Origin of the sequence: Streptomyces sp. NBC_00005 (assembly GCF_045160215.1) — a bacterium.
Classification (GTDB): Bacteria; Actinomycetota; Actinomycetes; order Streptomycetales; family Streptomycetaceae; genus Streptomyces.
This window is the reverse complement of the sequence record NZ_CP108316.1, coordinates 1-21,184: the sequence shown is the minus strand read 5'-3', so window position 1 is coordinate 21,184 and position 21,184 is coordinate 1. Positions and strand designations below refer to the sequence as shown.

17 protein-coding genes and 1 pseudogene are annotated in these 21,184 nt (G+C 69.9%); 14 read left to right on the top strand and 4 right to left on the bottom strand.

Features of this window, described 5'->3' with window-relative positions:
• Window positions 1-6: 6 nt before the first annotated feature.
• From OG303_RS00090 to OG303_RS00060, 7 genes are all read left to right on the top strand, one after another.
• The gene (locus OG303_RS00090; protein ID WP_405863458.1) at window positions 7-414 is read left to right on the top strand and encodes a hypothetical protein; all 408 of its coding nucleotides are present in this window, start codon (window positions 7-9) and stop codon (window positions 412-414) included.
• Window positions 411-1,004 (top strand): hypothetical protein, encoded by a 594-nt coding sequence (locus OG303_RS00085; RefSeq protein WP_405863456.1) that lies wholly within the window; start codon window positions 411-413, stop codon window positions 1,002-1,004. The genes OG303_RS00090 and OG303_RS00085 overlap by 4 nt, the downstream gene beginning before the upstream one ends.
• Before the next feature lie 115 nt (window positions 1,005-1,119).
• On the top strand, window positions 1,120-1,539 hold the full coding sequence (locus OG303_RS00080; RefSeq protein WP_405863454.1) for a hypothetical protein: 420 nt from the start codon (window positions 1,120-1,122) through the stop codon (window positions 1,537-1,539).
• A 182-nt stretch (window positions 1,540-1,721) separates the two neighbouring features.
• Window positions 1,722-2,825, top strand: a complete 1,104-nt coding sequence (locus OG303_RS00075; RefSeq protein ID WP_405863452.1) for a radical SAM protein — start codon at window positions 1,722-1,724, stop codon at window positions 2,823-2,825.
• A 4-nt stretch (window positions 2,826-2,829) separates the two neighbouring features.
• Window positions 2,830-2,970: a hypothetical protein gene (locus OG303_RS00070; protein WP_405863451.1), complete on the top strand. Its 141-nt coding sequence runs from the start codon at window positions 2,830-2,832 to the stop codon at window positions 2,968-2,970.
• Between the two features lie 68 nt (window positions 2,971-3,038).
• Window positions 3,039-3,833, top strand: coding sequence for an aminoglycoside phosphotransferase (locus OG303_RS00065; RefSeq protein WP_405863449.1), 795 nt, complete (start codon window positions 3,039-3,041; stop codon window positions 3,831-3,833).
• Window positions 3,834-4,206: 373 nt separating this feature from the next.
• Window positions 4,207-5,385: a Fic family protein gene (locus OG303_RS00060; protein ID WP_405863447.1), complete on the top strand. Its 1,179-nt coding sequence runs from the start codon at window positions 4,207-4,209 to the stop codon at window positions 5,383-5,385.
• A 991-nt stretch (window positions 5,386-6,376) separates the two neighbouring features.
• Here OG303_RS00060 and OG303_RS00055 read toward each other — a convergent pair.
• The 3 genes and pseudogenes from OG303_RS00055 to OG303_RS00045 all read right to left on the bottom strand — a co-directional run.
• Window positions 6,377-6,989 (bottom strand): annotated as a pseudogene (locus tag OG303_RS00055) (DUF2637 domain-containing protein); the annotation flags it as partial.
• A gap of 106 nt (window positions 6,990-7,095) precedes the next feature.
• Window positions 7,096-8,337 (bottom strand): hypothetical protein, encoded by a 1,242-nt coding sequence (locus tag OG303_RS00050; protein ID WP_405863445.1) that lies wholly within the window; start codon window positions 8,335-8,337, stop codon window positions 7,096-7,098.
• Window positions 8,310-9,359, bottom strand: coding sequence for a P-loop NTPase fold protein (locus OG303_RS00045; RefSeq protein ID WP_405863443.1), 1,050 nt, complete (start codon window positions 9,357-9,359; stop codon window positions 8,310-8,312). Before OG303_RS00045 ends, OG303_RS00050 begins: the two co-directional genes overlap by 28 nt.
• Before the next feature lie 262 nt (window positions 9,360-9,621).
• Here OG303_RS00045 and OG303_RS00040 point away from each other — a divergent pair, with 262 nt between their 5' ends.
• The 7 genes from OG303_RS00040 to OG303_RS00010 all read left to right on the top strand — a co-directional run bounded on the left by OG303_RS00040 (window position 9,622) and on the right by OG303_RS00010 (window position 16,944).
• Window positions 9,622-10,896, top strand: a complete 1,275-nt coding sequence (locus OG303_RS00040) for an AAA family ATPase (RefSeq protein ID WP_405863441.1) — start codon at window positions 9,622-9,624, stop codon at window positions 10,894-10,896.
• A 366-nt stretch (window positions 10,897-11,262) separates the two neighbouring features.
• Entirely contained in the window at window positions 11,263-12,825 is a 1,563-nt protein-coding gene (locus OG303_RS00035) for a Mu transposase C-terminal domain-containing protein (protein WP_405863439.1), read from the top strand.
• Window positions 12,825-13,568 (top strand): AAA family ATPase, encoded by a 744-nt coding sequence (locus tag OG303_RS00030; protein ID WP_405863437.1) that lies wholly within the window; start codon window positions 12,825-12,827, stop codon window positions 13,566-13,568. The genes OG303_RS00035 and OG303_RS00030 overlap by 1 nt, the downstream gene beginning before the upstream one ends.
• A 164-nt stretch (window positions 13,569-13,732) precedes the next feature.
• Window positions 13,733-13,888, top strand: a complete 156-nt coding sequence (locus tag OG303_RS00025) for a hypothetical protein (RefSeq protein ID WP_405863435.1) — start codon at window positions 13,733-13,735, stop codon at window positions 13,886-13,888.
• Window positions 13,889-13,920: 32 nt separating this feature from the next.
• The gene (locus OG303_RS00020; RefSeq protein ID WP_405863433.1) at window positions 13,921-15,021 is read left to right on the top strand and encodes a hypothetical protein; all 1,101 of its coding nucleotides are present in this window, start codon (window positions 13,921-13,923) and stop codon (window positions 15,019-15,021) included.
• Window positions 15,022-15,212: 191 nt separating this feature from the next.
• A complete protein-coding gene (locus OG303_RS00015; RefSeq protein ID WP_405863431.1) occupies window positions 15,213-16,682 on the top strand; it encodes a protein kinase domain-containing protein in 1,470 nt (489 codons plus the stop codon).
• Between the two features lie 139 nt (window positions 16,683-16,821).
• The gene (locus tag OG303_RS00010; protein ID WP_405863429.1) at window positions 16,822-16,944 is read left to right on the top strand and encodes a hypothetical protein; all 123 of its coding nucleotides are present in this window, start codon (window positions 16,822-16,824) and stop codon (window positions 16,942-16,944) included.
• A gap of 1,209 nt (window positions 16,945-18,153) precedes the next feature.
• Here OG303_RS00010 and OG303_RS00005 read toward each other — a convergent pair.
• Window positions 18,154-20,667 (bottom strand): Helicase associated domain protein, encoded by a 2,514-nt coding sequence (locus tag OG303_RS00005; protein WP_405863427.1) that lies wholly within the window; start codon window positions 20,665-20,667, stop codon window positions 18,154-18,156.
• Between the last annotated feature and the right edge of the window lie 517 nt (window positions 20,668-21,184).

The window sequence follows — 21,184 nt, the reverse complement described above, 5'->3', positions numbered from 1 at the left end:
TGGTTCATGCGACTGCAGGCGGATCAGGGCGCCGGCCCCAACGCGCGGCTGCGAGCTCGTACGCGGCTGACGATGGCCAATTGGCCCGGTGACATCGAAGTGGCCGCCTTCATGGCCGCCAGGCTCGCAGACAACGCTGCCCGGCACGGCAAGCCCTTCTCCGACGACCGCATCATCCTGCGGCTGACCGTGATGAAGGAGACGCGTGACCTGGTCATCGCTGCCGACGATGCCGAACCCTCCTTCCCCAACTTCGCCGAGGTCAGCCATGGCTTCGCGTCGACCGAGTCCGGCCTGTGGTGGATCAACCGCAACGGCGGGCGCGTGTCGTGGCACCTGAAGCAGGACGAAGGCGGTCCCGTACTCGGCAAGACCGTGCAGGCATTCGTGTCCGTCGAAGGGAAGCGGGCGTGACCATCACCGCACAGCTGCCCCGCCGGGACGTCGCCGACGGCCGCGGCCTGCCGACAGCCGCCCCCGCCCGCTTCACCACAAGCTCAGACACCGGCGACCCCAGCCAGGTTGCTTCCGACATGGGTGACCTGGCGGCCCGCGTACGCAGCCTGATGGCCCTACAGCAAAATCGGGCGCTCCAACTCCCGTTAGGCGGACACTTCTTTGACATCGTCGTCACGGCAAACGGCCGTGAGGCGTACGCCGCCGTCACGGTCCTGGACGACATCCAGCACACCGGCAGCGAGCGGGCCGACGCCTGCGGCCCGGTGATCGAGGACCCCCAACGGTCGTGGTTCATCTGGCTCGTGCCGCCGGGCACCAGTGAGAAGTGGATGCCGCACCGGTATGCGATGTGCCTCGGCCGGCCCCACACCCTCGCGCTCCCGGCCCTGACCGCGACAGAGCCGCCCGGCCCCTTCTGGCGGCGCCCCTGCCGAGGTGACCGGCTCGTTCCCCCGGCGGCCCTGCGTGAGCTGCTCGACCAGTTCCGGCCCGGCCCGGTGCCCCACGAAACACTCCTCGGATCAGTGCTGAGCACGATCTCCTGATCTCCGCGTGCGGCACCTGCTCACACTCCCCGAGCCTCATGCCGCACGCGGTCCCCGTTCCTGTCGCCGAGACGGCTCCGCCTCGGCGACAGGCCACCACACCAAGGAACAACGCGTGACCACACCACTGAGACCCAGCGCCCGTGCCGCTCGTCTCGAAGTCCTGCGGCGCGAGTACATGGCCCAGATCATCGCCGTCGCCCTCCGTCGCGGCCGCCCCGTTCGCATCAGTCCGTACGTCGTGGCGCAGCCGGGTGGCCAGCGGCAGGCGGACCTCGAGCTGATCAGGACGTACGCGGCAGAGATGGGCTGGCAGCTCACGCGGAGCTCCTTCGCCGATGTGGGCCAGCCGCCGCCCCTCGTCCAGCGCGCCGGGTTCGGAGCGGCCTGTCGATACGCCGCGCAGGGCTACGCGCACGGCATCCTCGCCATCGCCCGACCGGCCCTCACGACCGATAACGAGTCCTACGCGCACCTCCTGGAGCGCCTTCACCACCGCGGCGTGGTCCTGGCGTATCTCCCCGCCGCCACCTAGCTACCGCCCGGTGGCCCGGATGACACCGACCGTGGCCATCGGGTGGCTCAACTCCCGGCGCTGGCCTGCCCCGTGTTCCCACACGGCAAGCGAATCCCAGTGCCGGGGCTCACCCCGGTGCCGGGCCGCCCTCCCCGTGTGGCCCGGCACCGGTTCCCGCCCCTTCCAGAAGGGAAGACGACGTGCACGAACTGGTAGTGACGCCGCTCGGCGAGCGGCGCCTGGTCCTGCGGCAGGGCAGTTCCAAGGCCCTGCAACTTCCCAAGGCCCGGTTCGAGGAACTGCGCACGTCAGGTTCCTCTGCCGTGCCGCAGTGGCTCGCCGACGCCGTCCAGGCGCGATGGGGCATGGACGTGACGGGCCGACCCGTTGACGACGTTCTCCTACTGCGGGAGGCGGGCCCGTACGCGTTCAGCCGCGCGACCTGGGAGCTCAACCTGGGCTGTGACTACGACTGCGTCATGTGCTACCTCGGCGAGAAGCGGTTCGAGGGCCTGGACATGGACGGCAAGCGCAAGCTGCTGGCCGTCATGCGCGACGCGGGCGTGATCTGGCTGCAGATGACCGGCGGGGAACCGCTGATCGACCCCGACTTCCCCAAGGCATACCGGATCGCGTACGAGCTGGGCATGCAACTGGAGATCCTTTCCAACGGTTCCCGCTTACACAAAAGCCACATCCTGAACCTGCTGCGCACCTACCCGCCGACCAAGCTGACGCTGAGCGTGTACGGCGCGACGGCCGAGACGTACGACGCGGTGACCCGCAACCGCGGCGCCTTCCACCGGTTCTCCCGCGGCCTGCGCATGGCGATCGACGCCGGGCTGACCCTGGACCTGTCTCTGATCATCGTGCGGGGCAACGCGCACGAGGCCGACGACATGCGCGCCTGGGCGAGTAGCCTCGGCCTGCCGTTCCGCGAGTACGCGAACATCTCGCCCACCATCCACGGCGGGGCCGAGACACTGCCCTCGCAGTCGCCCGAATACCTCACCAACCGGGCGCCGTTCACCGGCTGCCCCGCCGGCGTGACGTTCTTCCACGCCGATCCGTTCGGGCGGGCCTCGATCTGCAAGGTCGGCCGCGACCCGAACATCGACCTGATCGCCGAAGGCGTGGAAGGTCTGGTCCGGCTCGGCGGGATCGCCGAGTCCCTCATGCTTCGTACCGGAGGATGCAGCGGCTGCAAGCTGTCCGGCACGTGCCGGGTGTGCAGGCCGATGGCGAAGGTCTTCCAGGAGGCGAAGGCACCACTCGAGAACTACTGCCAACACGGATCGAGGTAGCGACATGACTGCTGTGATGGTCGAAATGACTCGCGGGCCGGAGACCACCGTCCAGGACCCCGAGGAGGTCACTCTGGTCGACAACGTGGAGGATCTCCTCGCCGACGCACTGCCCGGCTGCGGCGAAGACAACCCGTACAACTAGTGACCGGCCCTGCCGGGGCCGCCGCCGGCGTGCGGCCCCGGCACCATCCCCTCTTGGAGGCTCCCCGCATGCCCACGCAGCGGCTCACCGACCTGCCCGACACCGTGCGGCGACTGATCGAGAAAGCCAGCGGCCCCGTTCTCGACGTCGGGAACATCAACGCAGGCCTGAACAGCGCCATCGCCGCCCGCGTGCGCACGGCCGACCGCACCCTGTTCGTCAAGGGCCTGCCCATGGATCACCCGCGCGTGTGGACCCAGAAGCGTGAGGCACAGATCAGCCCCCACGTCCGGGGCATCGCACCAAAGTTGCTGTGGCACGTCGAAGAGGACGGCTGGAGTCTGCTCGGCTTCGAGTACATCGACGGCGGCCACGCCGACTTCACGCCCAAGTCCCCCGACCTGCCCGCGGTCATGGCCACCATGATCCGGCTGGCCGATGTCCCGGCGCCGGCGCTCGAGTTGAAGACCATGCCGCATCGACTCCGCACGTACGTGGACGACCCCGCGAACCTGTCCTGGTTCGCTGGTGACAGCCTCCTCCACACGGAGTGGAACCCGCACAACATCCTCATGACGGGCGACAGAGCCCTGTTCGTGGACTGGGGATGGGCCTCCACCGGCGCCGCCTGGATCGACCCGGCTCTCTGGCTGCTTTGGCTGATCGCTCACGGCCACACCTGCGAACAGGCGGAGCGTGCGGCCGCCGCCCACCCGGCATGGGAACGCGCCCCGGCCGAAGGCCTCCATGCCCTTGCTTGTGTCCAGCGCCGCCTCTGGGACTCCATTGCGGCCGAGAGCACGGACGACTGGGCGACGCCCATGCAGGAGGCGGCACGCTCCTGGGAGGAGCATCGCAGGTAGCGAGACAGGCCGATCCCGCCTCTACGGTGCCCCCGAGCCACCCCTCAACTCGGAGGCACAGACGTTGGGGTGTAACAGAACATGGCCGTTGACGCTCCGGCAGTCAAAGGGGTTGCGCTTTACGTCAACCCCGCAGTGACCCGGAGGAACGGTGACGACCGCGACAGCCCCCTGTCTCCCGAGGCCCACCGCTCCCACTGGCACCTCTTTGCCTGGCTCTAGCCCGAGCCGGCACCCAAGCCGAGCAAACCCAAGCCTAAGCCCGCGGCGCCTGAGTCGACGCCTCGAGGTCTACTGCAAGGGCTGCCGCCCGCATCTCGCCCAGGCGGTCGACGTCCACGTGGCGGGGACTACGGGCCAGGTAGATCGTGCCTTGGGTGATGCCTGGAGGTCGTCCGGTGGCGGCGGCCGTTGGGTGGTGCTGTTCCCTACGTCGGATCTCACCGCGGCAGACCGTCAGGTCCTCGACCAGATCGACCGGATGCGTGCGGCCCTGCGGCATGCCGTGCGAAGTCCCGCGAAGTGGATGGCCGGCCTGGGTAAGTTCCTCACCGCGGATGCGGTGGCGGCGTCGAATTCCATCGAGGGCTTCAAGGTGGCCACCGTGGACGTCGAGGACCTCATGGAAGGCGAGAGCGAGGTTGACATCTCGCAGGAGAACCGGGAGGAGACTCTCGCCTACCAGCGGATGGTGACCTATATCCAGACCCTCCACGACGTCGAGGACTTCTCCTACAGCAAGGGCCTGCTCAACTCTCTTCACTGGATGCTGCAGGGGCACCGGCACAGCGTCCGCCGGCCGGCAGGTCAGTGGCGCAAGGGCCCGGTCTACGTCACCGACGCCCGTGATCCGAGCATCGCCGCTTACACCGCCCCCGATGCCCCGCTCGTCGCCCATCTGATGCAGGAACTCATCGACTGGCTCAATGAAAGCGATGGCACTCACGCCCTGGTGCGGGCCGCGATGGCCCATCTGCACCTGGTCTGCATCCACCCCTGGGCCGACGGCAACGGCCGTATGTCCCGCTCCCTGCAGACCCTCATGATTGCCAGGGAGTCAGTCCTCGCGCCCGAGTTCTCCTCCATCGAGAGCTGGCTGGGACGGCCGGGCAATACCTGGGAGTACTACCGCGAACTGGGCGACCGGGGCAGCCAGTACCAGCCCGATCAGGACGTCTCCGGTTGGATCAGATTCAACCTCACCGCCTACCATCAGCAGGCCCAGACCGTCCAGGGCCGTCTCGCCCGCTCGGGCCGTGTCTGGAGCTGTCTTGCCGCCTTCTCCGCCGGCCAGGGCTTGGACGAACGCACGGTCACTGCACTGCATGACGTTGCCGTGGCCGGACGCGTGCGCCGTTCCCGCTACCAGCACGGCGAAGCTCTCAGTCTCCAGCAGGCCCAACGCGATCTCCGCGACCTCACGGCCGCCGACATCCTCCAGCCCGTCGGCCGCACCCGCGCCCGCTACTACACCGCGGGCCGCCAGTTTCCCCAGGACGCCATCGACATCGCGCAGACCCCCATGACCCTGACACACCCCTACCGCGACTGACGCCTCCTCGGCCCGGAACGACGGGCGGGCGTCGGACTGTGGTGGTTGAGGGTGTGCCAGCGTCGTTCGAAGTCATCGGCTTCGTGGGTGAGGTGGTGGGTGGTGAGGGGTTTGTTGTATTGGGCGGTGATGCCGTGGGCTGCGCATTGCTGGGCGATGGTGTCGAGCGGGGGCTGGGGGCCGTGTACCCGGTGCTGGGCCCAGATGGTGTAGAGGCGGTAGGACAGGAGGTAGCGGCGCAGGTTAGCGGGGCTGAGCGGCTTCCGGCCGCGGCCGTACAGGCCCTTCGCGGCGAGAGCGGCGGACAGTTGCTCGGCCGTGGGCTCGTGGCCCTGCCGGGCCTGGTACTCCATCCACGCGAGGTAGTAGCGGTCGACGGTGGTAAGGGCAGTTCGTTTCGTGGCTACGTCGTCGTGGCCTGGCAGCGGAGCATCGAGAGGGGTGTGCACCTGTGGGCCGCGTCGCTCCGTGGCGGCTTGCGCGCCCGTGCCGGCGGGTGTCGCCTCGGGATGCTCCTCCTGCGGGGGTTGGTCGGCGGCCTGCCCACTGGGATCGGCCCCAGCCTCATCGGCCGGTGATTGGATGCTGGCGAACTCGCGCTCCTTGACGCCCGTGCCGAAGTCTGCCTGTGGTTCTTCAGAGGCGGCGATTTCATCGGTGTGAGGGGTGGAGCGCCTCGGGGGTACCTGGAGGAGGGGCTGTAGCTGTTCTTCGGGGAGCGGGTCGCCGGCCCCGGTGGGGATGTCGTTGGTGTCGCGGAGTCGGCGGGCCGATTGCGTGGTGGTTGGCTCCGCGTCACGTTGTGCGAGGAGAGTGTGATAGGCCTCGGCGTACCGCTCGAGGGCCTCTTCGGTCGCTGCCAGTGGGCCAGGTGACCGTGTGGCCAAGGACGTTGGGAGTGGCGGCGACTGTGGCGTCTTTGGCTTCGACATCTGCTGCTCGTGAGCTACTGATGTCTCCGGGACGGAGTGTTCCGGCAGGGCTGGGGCGCAGGACTGCTCGGCCGTAGGCAGGAGTGTCGCTTCGATGCCTGCTGCGGCCAGGCCTGCCGGGGCCGTTTGTGTCAGGGGGATCCCGTAGCGGGCCAGGCGCAGCGGGATGAGGGACTGTACTGGGGCTTTGCGCCGCCACGCGCGCCCGAAACGCGAGCGCAGGCGGGCTTGGTAGACGAGGCGTTCCTGCTCCCGTTTGATGGCCTGTTCGTAGGAGCGCAGTTCCCACAGTTTCATACGGCGCCACAGCAGAAGCGTGGGGAGGGGGGCCAGGAGCCAGCGGGTGAGGCGGACGCCCTCCATGTGGGTGTCGGCGGTGATGTCGGCGATGCGGCCAATCGCGTGGCGGGCGGCCTCGACGCAGACGACGAACAGGACCGGGATGACCGCGTGCATGCCCACGCCCAGCGGGTCGGGCCAGGCGGCCGCGCCGTTGAACGCGATCGTCGCGCTGGTGAGCAGCCAGGCCGTGGGGCGCAGCAGCGCCAGCGGGCTGCGGATCCAGGTGAGCAGGAGGTCGAGGGCGAGCAGGACACAGATGCCTGCGTCGATGCCGATCGGGAAGAGGTAACTGAAGCTTCCGAAGCCCTTGGTGCCGGCCAGTTTGCGGATTGCCGTGTACGTGTGAGTGGGCGTGTTGGTGGCATTGGGTGGGTGTCAGCAGGGCGGGGGTGCTGGGTGCCTGGTCCGGGGGGCTCGTGTGGGGGTGGGTTCGCTGTCATGGGGTGACCAAGCGGCTGCTGTTTTCTGACTTGTGTGGGGTGGGCCGGCTGTTGTGGGGGTGGCTGTTCCTTTGGGTGGGCGCGGGGTGCGGGGGTGGGTTCAGGAGGGGGTGTGGGTGGTGTCGGGGGTGGCTTGGGGTTGGTCGGGTCGGCGGTCGCGGAGTGCTTGAAGGATGTTGGTCTGGTGTTGGTCGGTGGGGGGGTGGGGTGTCGGGAGAGTTGTCGAGGAGCAGTGCGAGGCGGGTGTAGAGGTCGTCGTGGGTGAACAGGGCGTCGAGGCCGGCCCAGGTGTCGTTGTCGATGAGGGGGAAGGGGAACTGCTGGGGCGTGATGAGTGTGGCCAGGAGCGGGAGGAGTTCCCATCCGTGGTCGAGGCGGTCGTGTAGCCAGGTGCGGATGCTGGCGGGGTTGGTGTGGCGCCACATCCAGATCAGGGTGCTGTCCTGGTCGGTGAGGTCTGGGGCGGATCGTTGTGCGGCTGGTGCGAGGTGTTCGGCCAGACGGCCGGTGAGGGCGTCGCGGGCCTGGAGGGCCCATGGTTCGGTGGTCGTCGTGTGTTCGGAGGCGGTGTCGTCGGGGTTGGTGGCGCTGTGGAGGGTCCGGGTGGCCAGGACTGCTCCGTCAGGGGTGGTGGCCATGGCGGCCACGGCGGAGGGGCGCTCTTCAGGAGGCAGGTCGAGGAGGAGGCTGGGGGCGAAGGAACGCACCCGCCGGTCGGCGCCCAGCAGGCCCATCGCTTCGGGTTGCGCGGTCAGTTGGCCGTAGTTGTCGGCCATGGTCTGGAGCAGCGCGGCCGCGGGTACCGGGATACCGTCGGCGCGCAGTTGGTCGATGCGCCGGACGATGCGGTGGGTGTCTTCTCTGAGCCGGAGCAGCAACTGTGCGGCCTCATCGCCCTCAGCTCCTGATGCCAGTTGGGCGAGGGCCTGCTGGAAGACGGCTTCTGGGAGGTCGTCTTCGGGGACGGTGAAGACGATGTACCGGTCGAAGTAGTCCTGGCTGCCGATCCCGCGTCGGCGCGCCGCGGCACGGGGGTCGCCGCCGTTGCCGACGGCCTGCTGGACTGCGGGGAACAACAGGCCAAGCAGCCCGAGCATCCCGTCGATGTTGTCCGGGGCGACACCGGCCTGGCACAGGCGTTGTTTCCATCGCTCGGCGCGTTCACCGGGTCTGGAATCGCGGTGCAGCGCCGGGTCGATGCTGGTGCCGGTCAGTTCGGCGCGGTGGCGTCCCAGCATCCGGTAGACGCCTGGCTCACTGGTCCGCAGAAAGGTGACGACCAGGAAGTCGACGATGTCGACCTCCCGGCCAGCGAGCCGAGCGTCGCGCCGGCCTGCCCGAAGTAGCGCTTGATGGCCCGCGGGGTCCTCAACCGGTCCTGGAGGTGGCGGAAGTACGCCTCGGAGAAACGCTGCTCCTGGTCCGCAGTCATGGACACCCCGTGGGAGTCCAGCAGTGCGTTGAGGAGACGCGTGGTCATGGCCGCGATGTCGCGGTCACGGAAGGCCGGTAGGTCGAGCCGGACCTGGATGAGCTTCTCCAGGAATTCCTGGGCGCGCTGGTCGTTCGAGCCGACCAGGTCGGTCCGTTGCAGGACGTCCAGCAGGGTCTGCTCGTCGAAGCTGATCAGGTAGTACACGTTCGGCAGGTGGCCGACCAGGCGGATGAGCTTGAAGACGACCAGCAGTTCCTCGGGGGCGAGCCGGTCCAGGTCGTCCATGACCACCAGAACCGGCAGGCCCGCCTGCCGCAGAGCCGTCTCGGCGGTGCGCTTTGCGGCCGAGGCACTGGTGTCCCCGGCCACGCGTTCGGCGACGAGCTTGATCAGCTCCGAGGAGTCCAGGCCAAGCAGTCCCGTGAGCTTTCCCAGCGGACTGACCGCCTGGCCGAACGCCCCGACCTTCCTGCGTAGTTCGGACCACTGGCCATCGTCGGGGAGAGCGGCGCGGATCTCGCTGAACAGCGCCAGCGTCAGTGATTCGAGGTCCGAGTACATCCACGGGTTCAGCTCGGCGACCGACCACACACGGGTGCTGGCGCCGCCGACCGCGTTCTTGAGGTGCTGGATGGCCATCTGCAGGACGGATGACTTGCCGGAACCCCAGGGGCCGATGAGCGCGAGGACCCCGGACTCGCTCTGCTCGCGCACCTGGTGGAGAAGTTCGACGGCATGTCGGGCGTACTGCTGGCGCCCCAGCAGGTCAGGAGCGTCGGCGCTCCCGTCAACGGGGTCATCGTTGAAGAAGCGCTCACCGGGCATCGGCCCATCCTGCCCGACAGCGCAGCTGCTCCGGTCTGGGATCGGTAACGACGTGCAGACCGGCTGCTGTCATGGGGCGACCAGGTGGCTGTCATGGTGCGGCTAGCAGATCGCTGTCCGGGTGTGTTGGGTTTGCCGGTCTTCGTGTGGAGGGGCGGCCGGGGCGGTGGGGTTGGCCGTGTGACGGGTTCGGGAACCCCAGCGGGGGAGACGATGCCGGGTTCCGGCCGCTTCGGCGGCGGCCGGGCGGGTGGAGCGGGCGGTGGTGGTGCGGCGGCTCTTGGCGGTGGACCGGGGTGAGGGCGGTCTGTCGGCGCTGCATGTGCGGATCGCGGCCGGTTTGGCGGGGGTGTCGGAGCGGACGGTGTGGCGGTGGGTGCAGCAGGGGCGCGAGGGGCGGGTGGAGGCGCGGCCGCGGCAGGGCGGGTTCACGGTGGGCGACCCGTTGTGGGAGGTGCTCACGCAGGCTGGCGGGAACGTCGCCGAGCTGCGCCGCAGGATGCTCCGGGCGCAGGACGAGGGCGTGCTGGAGCGGTGGGGCGCGGAGCTGGTGCCGTCGTTGGCGACGCTGCACCGTGCGATCAAGGACGAGTTGCGTGGGGGCCGGGTGCTTCAGGTCGCCCGCGCGGCGTCGGGCCGGGTGGAGCCGAGCCGGTACGACCGGGCGCTGGCCGAACTCGGCTTCGCAGAAGGTGCGGACGGTCCGCCGGTTGTGGACGGCCCGGACGCCGAGCCGTCCCGTACGGGTGGTGAGGAACGGTCCGGTGCGGTGAGGGCTGCTGCGCGGGCCCGGGTGTCGGGCGGGGTGCGTCTGTACGCGCCGGGGGCGCGGCTGGTGTCGACGCGGCAGGTGGCCGGGGTGGTGGAGGCGGTGGGGCATACGGTCGCCGCGCGGGGGATCGGCTGCGTGTACGGGGACACGGGGCTGGGGAAGACGGTCGCGGTCGAGCAGGCTCTGCACCTGCTGCCTGCCCGGGTGCCGGTGTGGCGGGCGGTGGTGGGGGTCGGGCCCGGGCTGCCGCAGGTGCGGGCCGCGTTGTGTGAGGCACTGGGGCTGCCGTCGGGGTCGCTGACCCACCGTGCCGGACCGGTTGACCAGGCGCTGGCGGAGGCGCTGGCCGAGCCGGGTGTGCTGTTCCTCGACGACGCGCAGCGTCTGTCGCCGCCGGTGCTGGACTACCTGCGGCAGCTGTGGGACTCGCCGGGCTGTGCGGCTGCCCTGGTGCTGTGCGGGGCGGGCAGCGAGCGGGCGCTGGCCCGGGCCGCGGCGATGCGTTCCCGGGTCCTGACCTGGCACCAGGTTAGCCGCCTCGACACGGAGGACGTGCCGCGGACGCTGGGTCTGTTCCACCCGGTGTGGGAGGGCGCTGATCCGGCCGACCTGGTGCGGGCGGATCAGCAGACCGCCCGCGGCAACTTCCGTACCTGGGCGAAGATCACCTCGCATGTCTGCGCCGCCCGGGGTCGCGACCCCGGCGCGGGTGTGGATCGGGACGCGATCGACCAGGCCTGCGCCCGGCTCGGCCCGTACCCATGACGGCCCCTCTCACGTGCCCGGAGCACACCGGTTCCGACGGCAGAGAACCTCACCCCGTTCGGCGAGGAGGGACAGCGCGATGACGGACAGCGGACCGCAGGGCACCAGCGGCGGCCACGGTGTGGACGCGGGAGGGCAGCGGCTGCCGCCGCCGGGGGATCCGGCGGATGTGCTCGGGAAGCAGTCGCTGGTTGCGCTGCGGGCGCCTGCGGTGCGTCGCCTGCTGGCGCTGCGGGCCCGGGGTGGTCTTTCGCGGCAGCACGTGCGGCTGGCGGGGGAGTGCCTGGGGGCATCGGAGCGCACGGTGTGGCGGTGGCTGGCCGAGGCGTCCCGGAGCCCGGTGGCGGCTGCGCACCCCGGAGCCCGGTGGCGGCTGCGCACCCCGGAGCCCGCCACACGAGCAGGTTCGAGATCACCGCGGAGATCCGGGTGCTGCTGGCGTACTGGCACGGCAACGCCTCCGCAGTCCACCGCCAGCTCATGGAGCGCGCCGCGGCCGAGGCCGGGGGCGTACGCGCGCAAACGTCCGGCGCTGCCGGGCCCGTCCCGCCCGGCCTGGTGGCTGTTCCGGGCGGGGCAGCCCTGTCGCAGGTGCCGCTGCTGGTTCCGGTCCCGTCCCTGTCGACGTTCCTGCGCGCGCTGCGCCGTGATCTGACGGCGGGGGAGCGTGCCGGTCTCGCCATCGGACCGGAGGCGGCACGCGCCCATGACGTGTTCGGCAAGCGGCCGGCGTCTTGGCGCAACCACGCCTGGGAGACCGACCACGTCCAGGCCCCGCTGCTGGTCGACGCCGACGGCGACCTGGTGCGCCCGTGGATCACCTGGTTCATCGACACCGCCACCAAGGTCATCACCGGTACCGCTGTCACCCCGGGCCATCCCTCCCGCGCGTCGGTACTGGCCGCCTTGCGCGCCGCAGTGGTGCGGGACGAGCCCTACGGCCCGGCCGGGGGAGTGCCGGAGCTGGTGAGGATGGACCGGGGCAAGGACTTCCTGTCGGCCGCCGTCACCACCGCGCTCGGCGCGATGGGCGTGACGGTCAAGGACCTGCCCGCCTACAGCCCGCATCTGAAGGGCACGGTGGAGAGCCTCAACCGCGCTGCGGACCGGATGCTGTTCGCCGCCCTGCCCGGCTACACCGCCGGGCCCACCGGGCCCCGCTCGGAACGGCGCGGACGTACCGCGGGGGCGGTGTCCGCCCTGTCGTTCCAGGACTTCACTACGGAGGTCCTGGAGTGGACGAACTGGTGGAACACCGCGCACCGCCCGAAAGCTCTGTCGGGCCGTACGCCACTGGAGGCGTGGCAGGCCGATCCGACCCCTGTCACCGACATCCCCGCCGCCGACCTGTGGGCCTTCACCCTCGAGGACGACGGCCGGCCGAGGAAGCTGACCAGCCACGGCGTGAGCTGGCGCGGCCGCACCTACACCGCCGCGTGGATGACCGGCCAGGCCGGCCGCCAGGTCCGCGTGCGCTACATGCCCCACCACGACCACGAGATCGAGGTCTGCGACGCCCGGGGCCGCCACCTCGGCCCGGCGCACCTCGCGGACGCGGCCACCCCCGAGCAGCTGCAGGCGCTACGCGAGGCACGCGCGGAGCGCGCCCGGCGCCTGCGCTCCGACGCGAAGGCCGCCGAACGCCTGCGCCGCCAGCGATTCGCCCCCACCACCAGCGCGGAGCCCGCCCAGCGGCTGGGAGCCGTCACGTCCGCCCAGGCCGAGCGTGAACTCGCCGCCGCCGACTACACCGACGTCGCACGGCTGGCACTGCCCGACCTGATCCCGCCCGCCCCGCCTCCGGCGCACTGGCGCACCCCGCCCGCCCTCGCGGCCGGCACAGCGCCGCCCCCGCCCGCCCCCGCTCCAGCCGACCCGCCGGCGGACGTTGTGCCGGAACCCGACTCCCGACCCGCAGGAGACGCCTGATGACCGCGGCCACCTACCAGTACGTCGACCTGCCCGACGCAGCCGTCGTCACCACCCGGGCCCTGCTCACCGCGCGGGAGAACATCACCGACACCGTCGCCGCACGCGCCATGATGTGCATCCACGGCGGCGCCGGCCACGGCAAGACGCTCGCGGTCAACACCTGCCTGCGCGAACTCGAACCGGGCGAGGACGTCCGACGGGTCACCTTCCGCGCCCGCCCCACCGCCCGGGCCGTGCGCTACGAGCTGTTCACTGCCCTCGACCTGGCCGGTGAACCACCGCGCCACCCCAGCGAGTTCGACCGCCTGCTGAAAACTGCCCTGGCCGAACGCCCCCGCACCTTCCTCGTGGACGAGGCCCAATGGCTCAACGGGGAGGCGTTCGAATACTTCCGCTATCTGTGGGACGAACCCTCAACCCAGCTCGCGATCATCTTTGTCGGCGGGGAGGGCTGCCACACCGTGCTGCGCCGCGAACCGATGCTCTCCTCCCGAGTCTTCATCTGGCAGCACTTCACTCGCCTTGCCCCCGGCGAGGTCCTCGAGGCCATTCCCCTGTTCCATCCGATCTGGGCCGACACCGACCCCGACGACATCACCTTCGCCGACCAGCACGCAGCGCATGGCAACTTTCGGGCCTGGGCCCAGTTGACCGCCCACACCCGTACCGCACTCGCCCGCACCGGCCGTCCACGGGCGGACCGGGAGCTGCTGCGCTGGGCCTTCAGCCGCCTCGCATGACCGCCACGCAACCCTCTTCCCTGCCCGCCCCTCCACCCGGGACCTGCGCCATGAGCTGTTCCACACGCTGGGGCTGCCGGGCCGTCCCGCCGGCGCACCACTCGAGTTCGGCCCGATGCTCCCCGCGGCCCTCGACGAGTCTTGGAGGCGATGCCTTGCACCCCATGTTCAACGACATCGCCCCGGACCTGATCGCCGTGTGCGGCCAGGAAGCCGCCCACGGAAACTTCCGCGCCCGGGCGAAGAGCGGCCGCCCCGGCATCGGCGAGGACCTGCCGCGCTGGGCCTGCGGCAAACTCCGCACCCGCCGGAGCGCCTGACCGTGCTCACCTGCCCCCACCCACCACCCCCGGTGGTGGTTTTCGACCCCGGCGACGACGTCGTCCACACCCGCGCCGCCCTGGCCATGCACCATCCGGCAACCGGCCGCGTCACCATCCACCCCACCCCCGGCACCGATTCCACGCTCGCTCTCGCCCACAACCTCCTCGACGCCCTCGGCAAGACCACACCCGTCACCGGCTACCGCGCCACCGACCCCGCCCCCGTCTGGACCCTCGCGGCGGCCTGGCTCCTGGCGCTCCCTGTCACCCGCCTGACCGTGCTGCGCGCCCACCTCCTGCCCGCCCGCGGCCTTAACGACCTGCTCGCCCTGCGCGTCCGTACCGGCGTGCGCCTCTACCTGGTCTGCCACCAGCCCCAGCTTTCCGCCGTCCTTGAACAGGCCCTGGCACGCACCGGCTACGACATGGCCGACGCGGACGCCGTCCTGAGCCACCACGACCAGGACCCACCGCACGTGCCGCGGTCACGGCAGGCCGCTGCGGACACCGCAGAGTGGATCAGCCTGCCGGCCCTGACCACGCTGACCTCGTATGAATCCAGCCCCGCCTGCGCGTGCACCGCGCCGACTGCGGCCGAGCGCGGCTTCCGCCCTCCGGCGCTGCCCATCCGTATCGCCACCCGGGTCGCGCACCGCCTGAGCCGCGCCGCCCACCCCCACCTCGCCGCTCACCTGGCAGCAGCCGTCGTCACCGCGGCCTCCACGAGCCAGCTGGACACCGCCCGCGTCCTGGACCTTGCCCTCGACGGCACGACCCTGACCCTCCACGACCGCCACAACGTGCGCCAAGGCTGCACCACCTATCCCGTGCCCGTCTGGGCTCAACCCCTCCTGCGTGCCGCGGCGTTCACCCATCTCCTCGCCACCGCGGAGCGCAGCAGCCCCCTGTTCGCCGACCCTCTCGGCGCCCGCGGCCTGCCTTCCTTGAGGGACTTCGCCGAGCACCTCAAGCTCCGTCCGCCCCAGCCCCCGCCTCCGCTAAGAACACCCCGCGGAGGGCAACAGCCGGCGGCCACGATCTGGCCCGTCAGCGGCGCGCACCACGCCCGGTGCTGGACCGCAGAGGAGAACATGCAGGGCTGTCCTCAGCCTCCGGGCCACCGAACCTAGCTACGGGTCCGGCTCACCTTGCGGGGACGCCCCAGCTCGACACCTGGAACCGAGGCCACCCGCGTGTGAGCGCGAGTGGCATCTCGCCCGTGCTTCTGTGGCCCCACTGATGTCAGTGGGGCCTGAGACGATAGAAGACGGGCGAAATCGCCCCCACGGGACAGCAGTTGACGACGGAGACAACGCGCACCATGAGACTGGCACTGAACAAGGAGTGGGCCGTCGGCGCCCGCATTGGGGGCGGCGGCTTCGGCGCCGTCTTCGAGGCAGAGGACACCGCCGGTGAGAAGGCGGCGGTGAAGCTCGTGCCCAAGGCTCCGGGCACCGAGCGGGAGATGCTGTTTACCGACCTGGACGGCGTCCGCAATGTGGTGCCGGTCATCGACAGCGGCGAGCACGAAGACCAGTGGGTGCTGGTGATGCCCCGCGCCGAGAAGTCCCTCCGTGATCACCTTGAGGAGCACGGCCGGCTGCCCCTCGACGAGGCGGTCGCCGTCCTGATCGACGTCGCGGAAACTCTCGCTGACCTCAAGGATCGCGAGATCGTCCACCGGGATCTCAAGCCGGAGAACATCCTGCTCCTCGGGGGCCGCTGGTGTCTGGCCGACTTTGGGATCGCCCGCTACGCCGAAGCCACTACCGCGAACCACACCTTCAAATTCACGGGCACCTTCGCGTACATGGCCCCTGAGCGCTGGAACAACCAGCGCGCCACCAGCGCCAGCGACATCTACGCGCTGGGCGTGTTGGCGTACGAACTCCTGGAGGGCGCCCCGCCCTTCACGGGACCGTACGAGCACGACTACCAAGATCAGCACCTGCACGGAACCGTACCGCCCCTCACCACCGCTCCACCTCTCCTGGCGGCGCTGATCACCGAGTGCCTCTTCCGGGCCCCGCAGGGCCGCCCGGCGGCTGGCAACGTGCTCGCCCGGCTGGGGCAGATCCCCGCAGTTCCGCTCTCTGGTGGGCTGGCCGCGCTCGCACAGGCCAACCAGGCCGCGGTCGCGCGCCAAGCCGAAGCCGACCGCCTAGCTTCGGCGCACGCCACCGAGGCTGACCGCCGCAAGGCCCTGCTCGAGGCCGCCACGACCTCCCACTCCTTCATCGCCGACGCCCTCCTCACAGCCCTCACGAATGCCGCCCCCAGCGCGGAGGTCCGAAAGGGAAACCTGGGCGGCTGGACCGTCCGGATCAACGACGCCCAACTGACGCTGTCCGGACCGAAGGAGAACACCGAGGTCTGGAGCACCCCCTCGACGCCAGCACCCTTCGACGTCATCGCGTCCGCGACCCTCTCCCTGCAAGTCCCCGCCAACCACCACGGGTACGGGGGACGCAGCCACTCCCTCTGGTACGCCGACGCGAAGACAGAAGGCCAGTACCAGTGGTTCGAGACCGCCTTCATGAGCACCCCATTCCGCCCCGTCACGGGCACCACGGACCCCTACGCGCTCAACCCCCACCACGAATCACGAACCGCCATCAGCCCGACCATGGGTATGCATCAAGTGGCCTGGCCCTTCACCCCCCTCGCTCTCGGCGATCTGGACGAATTCATCGAACGGTGGGCCGCCTGGCTCGCCCAGGCGGCGAACGGCCGACTGGCCCACCCCAGCCACATGCCCGAACGCAACCCCCAGGGCTCCTGGAGGACATGACCAAGAGGTTGTGCCACAGTCGGCGCAGCCCCTCACATTCCGTGACGCCGCCGGACACACCACGGGGCCCGGTGTTGAGTCGTGCTGTTCAGCGACCGCGTCGCGTCCGAGTCCTGCGGTAGCCGACGGTTGCTGGAAGGTGACACCTATCTTGTACGGCAGCTGCGATCGCGACCGCAACGGCGGCTGGCTGGCCTTCACAGCCGACCCTCTGCGCACCGACCTGGGCTGGTCCGTGCGCTACTACCCGAGCACAGCATGACCGTCGTGCTCCTGGACGACCGTGACAGCAGTCCGGCCGACGCCGATAGCCCCGGCGAGGTCACACTCACCACCGCATGCCGAGGGCATCGAGGACCTCGCGCCGGTCCTCGCTCAGCTTGGCGTTCCTGCGCCGGGTGTTGTCGAGCCACGGCCCCCAGCTTCACGACCGTCTGGCCGCCCTCCCCGCCCACACCGTCGCTGACGGTCTCAACCTGCTTCCGAGCGGGCCGCAGGTGGCCTTCGCGGGTGTGGAACTGGCGGGCTGCGCCGAGGTTGGTTTCCCATCGGTCGGTCTGTGAGCGCACCACTGGCCGCACCGGCACACCTGCGTCCGGGTCGACGCCGACGCTCTCCAGCAGACACTGCTGTGCCGGCACCAGCCTCTCCCAGCCGGCGCGCTGCGCGGCGGTCCAGGCGCCTCCGAGATCCTTGCCCTGGACGATCAGTTCACCCACCCTGGCGGGCAGGATGCCGCTGGCGCGGATGCGGCCTTCTCGCGCGCTCGACGCCCACCTGCTGCCGGGACACCGCTGAGGGATCGCCTGCCAGTTTCAAGATCAAGTCTTGTGCGCGCGCCACCCTTGTTCGCCACGTTTTCGCTCCTGCTCGCCAGGGTGTCGGGATCGCCGATCAGGGGGCAATACTGGATCGTGTCCACGTAGACCTCCTGTTGATGCAGGAGCCGCATAGTCCGCGGTGCCCGGGCTCTGGTGGCCTCCAGAGCCCGGGCCGGATGAGCGGAGCGTCGAGGCGGGTCCGGCCGATCATCTGCCGGTCGGGCCCGCCTACGCGAGCCCCACCGTGGCCGTCCGGCTGTGTCTTCGCCTCAACGCCTCAGCGTGCGAACTGAGCCGCACATCCTGCGATCGCGGTGACCGCCGTGAGCGCAGCTACAATCACCTGCGCCCGGCTGGCCGGGTCCCGCCGCTGCATGCGGCGGTCACCCTTCTTCCGCTTTCGCATGCCCACCTCCTTACCGAAGAGCCCAGATCCTGGGCGTGCCCAGCCCGGTTGCTGGGACAGGCAGGTCCGGTACAAAGGTGAGCAGTCTCAGAGTGGCCTCATCACCCAGTGGCACACCATCAGGCGCACCCTGGCGAACCCTGGCGATTAGTCGCACGGCAACGACCCCAACAGCCGCGCACACACAGCGAGTCGGCCGTGCGGGCATGCGGCCGACGCACGCCTCAACGACGCTTACCCGCACCTACCATCGCATGCCCAACTCACCCAGAGCAGTACGTCGTACCGGGCTCAGCTTGGCGGCCCTGCGCCTCGTGTTATCGAGCCACGCCCCCAGCTTCACGACCGCCCGGCCGCCCTCCCCGCCCGCACCGTCGCCGTCGCTGACGGTCTCGACATGCTTACGCGGTACCTGCAAGTGGCCTTCGCGGGCGTGGAACTGCCGGGCGGCGGCGAGGTTGGTCTCCCACCGGTCGTCCTGCGACCGCACGACCGGCCGCACCGGCCCGCCCTCGTCCGGGTCGGCCCCGACCGTCGCCAGAAGGTACTGCTGTGCCGGGACCAGCCCGGGCCACGCGGTGCGCTGTGCTGCGATCCAGGCGCCGAGGTCCTCGCCCTGCACGATCACCTCGCTCAGCTTGGCCGGGAGGGCGCCGCCGGCCTTCACGTGGGCCAGGAGCAACCGGTATTGGCGCTGCCAGGAGATGTCCCACTCCGGCGCCCACCCGGGATCGATCTCCTCCAGCGCCTCCCTGCGCTCGGGGGAGAGCTCCCCGGCGTACGAGACGCCCGTTTCCCCGTTCGCGCGACGTACGGCGTTCTCACGGGCCTTCCTGGCTGCCTGACGAGCGTTCTTCAGGAAGACCCCCAGGGGGAACCCGTCGACAACGGCTGTGGCCGGCGGCAGGCAGTGGCCGTGGACGGCGGCGTAGGCGCGGGCGACGTCGAGGCCGGCCTCCCACGCGGACGCGTGCACGGACCACACCATGCCCAGCTTCTCCAGCTCCTTCACGCGCGAGGCCTCCAGCGTGCCCGCGGCGTAGTAGCGGCGCTGATCCGCCACCCACACACCCAGGGGATGCCCGCCCACACCCGACCAGTCCTCCGGCGTGACGTACGTGAACGGCACCCGCAGCTCCTTCGCACCGGTCTCGCGCAGCCACCGCGTGGCCGCCTCGATGCCGCGCCGCCAGTACGCCCCCTCGGGGTCGATGACGCGCAGCTGCACGAACTGCGCCAACACCGCCGGGTCGCGCTCCCCACTGAACCGCAGCACCCCGGCAGCCTGCTCCGACACCGGCACCTGGCCCTCGCTGTCGTCGTCCTGGCCGTCCTCGCCGTCGCCCTCCAGGGCCTCCGTGTCGTCCGCGTCGGGAGCCGGGCGGCTGTTGCGCAGCCGGGGGTCCGCGAGGGCTTCCACGACGTCAGCATCGTGAGATCGCAACGCGGACAAGATCTTACTGAGAATGCCGTACGCGTCAGAGGTGAGCATCTCGTTCGGATCTTCGTCGGGCCCGAGGAACACGGGAACGATCAGCGTGGCGAGTTTTCCGTGCAAAGGATTCAACCGAAGTGCACGCCCTACCATCTGCACAATATCTACCATGCTGCCGCGCGCATCCGAGAAAAGCACTGCGTCACATTCTGCGGTATCCACGCCTTCACCGAGAACCCGAACGGAACTCAATACACGCAGTTCTGCGCGCACATTTCGGCCGGAATACTCGGGCCCTCCCAGGAAGTCCGAGGCGAATTCATCGAGCACGTTCCGGCGGTGTCCCGGGGCGTGCTCGCCATACAGCCAGTCCGCCCACACCTGCTCCACCGGCGGATACCGGTCCGGATCACTCCCGGCCAACCGGGCAGCGGTCACGGGCACCGAGGCCGCCATGGCCTCCGCCTCCTGCACCCGACTGTGGAACGACAGCACGCGCCGAAACCGCTCCGACACCGCGGCCCGCATCAACCCCGCCTGCACCGCCGCCAGCCGCGCACCACGCACGGCATCGGACCCGGTGGCCTCGGTGGTCAACGCGGCATACAGGTCAGGGTCACGGATGTCGAGACACAGCACCTGATACGGCGCCACGATGCCCCGGCCGATCGCCTCCGACAACGTCAACTTGTACGCCACCGGCCCGAACACCGGACTGCCGTCTTCCATCGACGCCACCAGACGCGGGCGTTCACCCTCCGCCTCCCACACCCGCGCGGTGGCCGTCATGTATAGCCGGCGCTCCGCGGGGATCTTCGTCTGGTCGTGCACGGCTGCCCACGGCTTCATGCCGTCACCACTCGTGCGGTGGGCTTCATCTACGACCATCAGGCTCCAAACACCCAGCCCAGCGGCATGCGCACGCTGCAGGATGCCGAGACCGACCGAGGCATACGTAGCGAAGACGGTCACCGTCTCCAGCCCCGCCATCCACGACACGAGCCCGTCAGGATCGGTCGTGCACGGCAAACCCTGACTCTCCTCCGCCCGCAGCGAGCACACCCCGACCATCGCCCCGCCCCGGCCCGCCCTGCGCCAGGCGCCGGCCATCTGCGTCAGCAGATCCAACGTCGGCACCAAAACAAGCACACGACGGGCAGAAAGACGTTGGGCCGACTCTGCGCCGATGAGGGACTTACCGGAGCCAGTAGCGGCGATTACCTGCGTCCTCAATCCTTCCGGCGGCATGCGGCCACCGGGCGGTGTCCCAAGAATGCGAACCACGTTGTCGACTGCCTCAGCCTGATGCGGCCGCAATTCCATGTGAGTCACGAGACCTCGCTTTGTCGGATTTGGGGAGGCACTACGGAGTCAATCCAGAATGGATCCAGATGCCGAATTTGAAGCGGTCGCCATACCGGGTATTTGTGGTTCGATTCTGGTCGCACCGAGAAGGGGAGGTATTCTGTCATCATCCCAGAACCAAGCCGGACATGGAAGTGACGCACCAAGGCTGGTCACAAGTGACCGGAACTGATCGAATCAGCACCGCGTCCCCGCACCCACTCAAGACAGTAGGGCGCCAACTCGAAAGTGAAGCAGGCGAAGGGGACATGACGCTCCGTCACGCCCCACCCGAGCTGCCCCTTCTGCTGTTGCCGCTTTTCTGGCACGCCCGGAGGGCGTGCCAGGTCCCGTACCGGACTGCGGAGCAGGCCGGTACGGGACAGGTCCGGGCCGGAGGCCGGACCGCCGGATCACGGAGTGGTCCGGTAGGCGGAACGGAGTTCCGCCGTTATTCCGGCGAAGCCGGAATCCGCCGCGTAGCGGCGGCGCGTCG